The following is a 4,659-nucleotide window of genomic DNA, read 5'->3' as shown; positions in this document are numbered from 1 at the left end:
TATAATCCGCCATAGCTCAGTTGGTAGTAGCGCATGACTGTTAATCATGATGTCGTAGGTTCGAGTCCTACTGGCGGAGTAGATAAAGGGAGACTAACTTTGGTTAGCCTTTTTTTATTGGAATTATTATTCCTTAAGATTAACTAACATCTTAATTATCCGAATTTGTCATTTGTTATGTTATAATATGGATATTCTATATTTTATTAGGGAGGTTTTATGAAAATTTTTGAGAAAGCTCCTGCCAAACTTAATTTAGGATTAGATATTAAAGGACGATGTGACGATGGTTATCATGAATTAGCTATGATTATGGTTAGTATTGATCTTAATGACTATGTTACCATTTCTGAGCTAAAGGAAGATTGTATTGTTATCGATTCTGATAGTAGCAAAATGCCTTTAAATAATGATAATGATGTGTTTAAAGCTGCAGATATAATTAAAAATCAATATGGTATTAATAAAGGTGTTCATATTAGATTAGAAAAATCCATTCCTGTCTGTGCAGGACTGGGGGGTGGTTCTACTGATGCTGCTGCTACAATAAGAGCTCTTAATCGATTATGGAATCTTCAAATGGACTATGACGAAATGGTTGCTATTGGTTTTAAAATTGGTAGTGATGTTCCTTATTGTCTTGGTGGGGGATGTTCGTTAGTATTAGGTAAAGGTGAAATTGTTAAACCCTTACCGACATTGAGACCATGTTGGATAGTTCTGGTTAAGCCGGATTTTGGTATTTCAACTAAATCTATTTTTAGAGATATTGATTGTAAGTCTATAAGCAGAGTTGATATTGATTTATTAAAGTCTGCTATTTTGTCATCAGATTATCAGTTAATGGTCAAATCTATGGGAAATTCACTCGAGGATATTACAATTACTAAAAATCCAGTTATAAGTACAATAAAAGAACGTATGTTAAATTCTGGAGCCGATGTTGCATTAATGACAGGAAGTGGACCAACTGTTTTTTCAATGTGTTCTACAGAGAAAAAAGCTGATCGTGTTTTTAATAGTATGAAAGGTTTTTGCAAAGAAGTTTATAAAGTTAGGTTGTTGAGATAAAAGGTTTTATCTTCTTCACCTATCTATGATTGATTCTTCTATATCTTCGTGATATAATTTACTGGTTAACAAAAAAGAGGTATATATGACAGTTTTAGAACAAAAATTAGACCATTTAGTGAGTCAAATCTTGCTTAAAGCAGAAAATCAACATGAATTATTGTTTGGTACTTGTCAAAGTGATGTTAAATTGACTAATACGCAAGAACACATTCTGATGCTTTTATCACAAGAGCAGTTGACAAATTCTGATTTAGCTAAGAAGTTAAATATTAGTCAGGCAGCTGTAACTAAAGCAGTAAAAAGTTTAATTTCTCAGGATATGTTGAAAGCGAATAAAGATTCTAAAGATGCTCGTATTACTTATTTTGAGTTATCTGAACTTGCTAAACCCATTGCAGATGAACACACACATCATCATGACAATACGTTAGGGGTTTACGGAAGATTAGTAAATCATTTTTCAAAGGACGAAAAGGTCGTTTTAGAACGTTTTCTTGATCTTTTCTCTAGAGAATTAGAAGGGTAATCATGCGATATATTACAGTTAGTGGTCTTACTTTTCAGTATGATAGCGATCCTGTGCTGGAGGGGGTTAATTACCATTTAGACAGTGGGGAGTTTGTTACCTTAACAGGTGAAAATGGGGCTGCTAAATCAACTTTAATAAAGGCTACTTTAGGTATTTTAACGCCCAAAGTGGGTACAGTTAATATCTCTAAAGAAAACAAAGAAGGAAAAAAATTACGTATTGCCTATTTACCTCAACAGATTGCAAGTTTTAACGCTGGCTTTCCATCGTCAGTTTATGAATTTGTGAAATCTGGACGATACCCTAGAAATGGTTGGTTTAGAAGACTGACTAAACATGATGAAGAACATATTAGGGTTAGTTTAGAAGCTGTTGGTATGTGGGATAATCGCCATAAAAAGATAGGAAGTTTATCTGGCGGTCAAAAGCAGAGAGCTGTCATTGCTAGGATGTTTGCTTCTGATCCAGATATTTTTGTATTGGATGAGCCAACAACTGGTATGGACGCAGGGACTACTGAGAAATTTTATGAGTTAATGCATCATAATGCTCATAAGCATGGTAAGTCTGTTTTGATGATTACTCACGATCCTGATGAAGTAAAGGGGTATGCTGACCGAAATATTCATCTTGTTAGAAACCAATCTTTACCATGGCGTTGTTTCAATGTCCATACAAACGAAATGGAGGTTGAATCTGATGCTACTTGATATGCTTTCCTATGATTTTATGCAACGAGCGCTCTTAGCAGTTGTGGCTATTAGTATTTTTGCTCCAATTTTAGGCATCTTCCTAATTTTACGTCGTCAGAGTTTGATGAGTGATACTTTGAGCCACGTTTCCTTAGCCGGTGTTGCATTAGGCGTTGTTTTAGGTATCTCGCCTACATGGTCAACTATTTTCGTTGTTACTTTGGCGGCAGTTGTATTAGAGTATTTGCGTACTGTATACAAACATTATATGGAAATATCAACTGCTATCCTGATGTCGATGGGGTTGGCTATATCTTTAATCGTTATGAGTAAAGCTCATAATGTTGGTAATGTCAGTCTTGAACAGTATTTATTTGGTTCTATTATCACTATTGGGAAGGAACAAGTGATTGCTTTGTTTGTTATTGCATTAATCACTTTTATTTTAACCATCCTATTTATTAGACCAATGTATATATTAACGTTTGATGAGGATACAGCTTTTGTAGATGGATTACCTGTGCGTACAATGTCTATTTTGTTCAATGTTGTTACAGGTATTGCTATTGCGTTAACAATTCCTGCCGCAGGTGCTCTATTGGTATCAACTATTATGGTTTTACCAGCTAGTATTGCTATGCGGTTAGGTCGAAATTTTAAAACTGTTATTTTTCTGGGGATGTTAATTGGATTTGTGGGAATGGTAGCTGGTATTTTTCTTTCTTATTATTGGGAGACACCTGCTAGTGCAACAATAACGATGATTTTTATTGGCATTTTCCTATTAGTTAGCTTAGTAGGCTTGCTTCGCAAACGTTAAATAAAAAATCTATCTTATTCTAGAATAGATTTTTTATTTATCTCCCTGTTTTTTTCGAATATATTTTATGAGGGATCAGTTGAGAAATTATCTCGATGAGGTATCTACTAAGTTTTCTGGCTTAAGTTGATAGAAGGGGCAATGTGAATCTATTTTTGCGTTTTAGGATAAAAAATACTACCGGCAATTTTGCCGGCAGTAAATTATAATTATTGTGCTTCAGTAGTGCTGTGATGTTTGTGTTGATTTAACACTTCTTGTTCAGTCATTTGAACGATATTAGCGGTATTTGCATTTTTTATGTTTTCTAAACTATACCAATAAGTATTTGAACGACCCTTATTTGCAACGTAGACGATTCTATTTTTGGGAGCTACATTATTTGTATCTGATTCAGAAGTATTAGTGTTAGCATTTTCTTCTATATCAGATGCACCTTCAATAACTGCTTCGTTTTCATCAGCATCGCTATTTGAATCTTCACCTTCTTCTGCCTGTTTCCCATCTTCTTTGATTAGCATACCAGTTTTGTAATCAATTTTTGCGAGTGGAGACGTATTTTCTAATGTAACAGTTGTGACGCCGTATTCATCAGTCTGTTCTTTGCCGCCGCCTAATTTGATTTCTAGAAGTTTTCCTTGTTTATCAATTCCAACATACTGAAGTTCAACTCGGCTAGGTACTAAATTATTTCCTTCGTATATTGGAGTCACTTTGTAATCAAGCCAGAAATTTTTATGATTTGCCAACCAACTATCTAATCTATTTTCGTAGTATAACATACCATCAGGATTATTTTCGCTAAATCCTGTATTTAGATATTTGGTCATAGTAACTAGGTTCTCAGGAACATTGTTCATTCCTGAAAATTGATAACCAACGAGGTGACCTCGGTCCATAAGCCAAGTTGTTTTACTCTTTTCAGTAGTAAATTTGTAGTTGTGCCAACCGGTTGGATTATACGTCAGTCTTTCTCTTTTTATCTTAGGCTCATCTGCATCCCTCAATTGTATGTGAGAATATGTTGCTCTTCCTAAGTTATCTAATGAACCTACCTTGATTTGCTTATTATGAGTAAACGGTAAGATTTTTTTAAGAAGTACTTACATACTGTGTCTCAACATGGGATGTCGTCTTATAATGTTTAGCCTTAGTTTCAACATTCTGTTGTAATGCCCCAACGCATAGCACGACAGTTAATAGTGGGAGTGATTTGTATAATTGTTTAGATAATTTCATAAACCTAAACCCTTCTAAATGATATTTGTGAAGGCCTTTCACAAGTATAATTTTATCATTTTATTGGGAAAAAGTAATAAAAAAACATAACTAGTTAATATTTTTTTGGAGATTATGTTATTTAACTAGATAGTTATTAAAGTTAAGTGTTATAGATATACTGTTATTACATAATAATTTTTATATGATTTGTTATTTTATTAGATTTTTTAATGGATTATTTCTTTAGCTGATTTTGATTACAAAGTTAAGGTATTCTAATCATATTTTCTTGATTTATAACATGTAAAGGTTAGAATAAATTG

At 33.4% G+C, this 4,659-nt stretch carries 4 protein-coding genes, 1 tRNA gene and 1 pseudogene; 5 read left to right on the top strand and 1 reads right to left on the bottom strand.

The features are described from left to right. Window positions 1–5 precede the first annotated feature (5 nt). From HMPREF9171_RS103670 to HMPREF9171_RS103690, 5 genes are all read left to right on the top strand, one after another. A tRNA-Asn gene (locus tag HMPREF9171_RS103670) sits at window positions 6–79 on the top strand. A gap of 140 nt (window positions 80–219) precedes the next feature. Next, a complete protein-coding gene (gene ispE, locus HMPREF9171_RS103675) occupies window positions 220–1,071 on the top strand; it encodes a 4-(cytidine 5'-diphospho)-2-C-methyl-D-erythritol kinase (RefSeq protein WP_000688172.1) in 852 nt (283 codons plus the stop codon). A gap of 85 nt (window positions 1,072–1,156) precedes the next feature. Further along, window positions 1,157–1,600, top strand: coding sequence for a zinc-dependent MarR family transcriptional regulator (locus tag HMPREF9171_RS103680; RefSeq protein WP_000217076.1), 444 nt, complete (start codon window positions 1,157–1,159; stop codon window positions 1,598–1,600). Window positions 1,601–1,602: 2 nt separating this feature from the next. After that, complete coding sequence (locus HMPREF9171_RS103685) at window positions 1,603–2,313, top strand: metal ABC transporter ATP-binding protein (protein WP_001269501.1); 711 nt, start codon at window positions 1,603–1,605, stop codon at window positions 2,311–2,313. Further along, window positions 2,303–3,115 (top strand): metal ABC transporter permease, encoded by an 813-nt coding sequence (locus HMPREF9171_RS103690; RefSeq protein ID WP_000923270.1) that lies wholly within the window; start codon window positions 2,303–2,305, stop codon window positions 3,113–3,115. Before HMPREF9171_RS103685 ends, HMPREF9171_RS103690 begins: the two co-directional genes overlap by 11 nt. Window positions 3,116–3,324: 209 nt before the next feature. Here the strand turns inward: HMPREF9171_RS103690 and HMPREF9171_RS1000000114205 are convergent. Continuing rightward, window positions 3,325–4,354, bottom strand: a pseudogene (locus HMPREF9171_RS1000000114205) (DNA/RNA non-specific endonuclease). Window positions 4,355–4,659: the final 305 nt, after the last annotated feature.

The sequence above is a fragment of the Streptococcus agalactiae ATCC 13813 genome (assembly GCF_000186445.1).
Lineage (GTDB): Bacteria > Bacillota > Bacilli > Lactobacillales > Streptococcaceae > Streptococcus > Streptococcus agalactiae.
The sequence above is the reverse complement of the archived record's forward strand: the minus strand, read 5'-3'. Positions and strand labels throughout refer to the sequence as shown.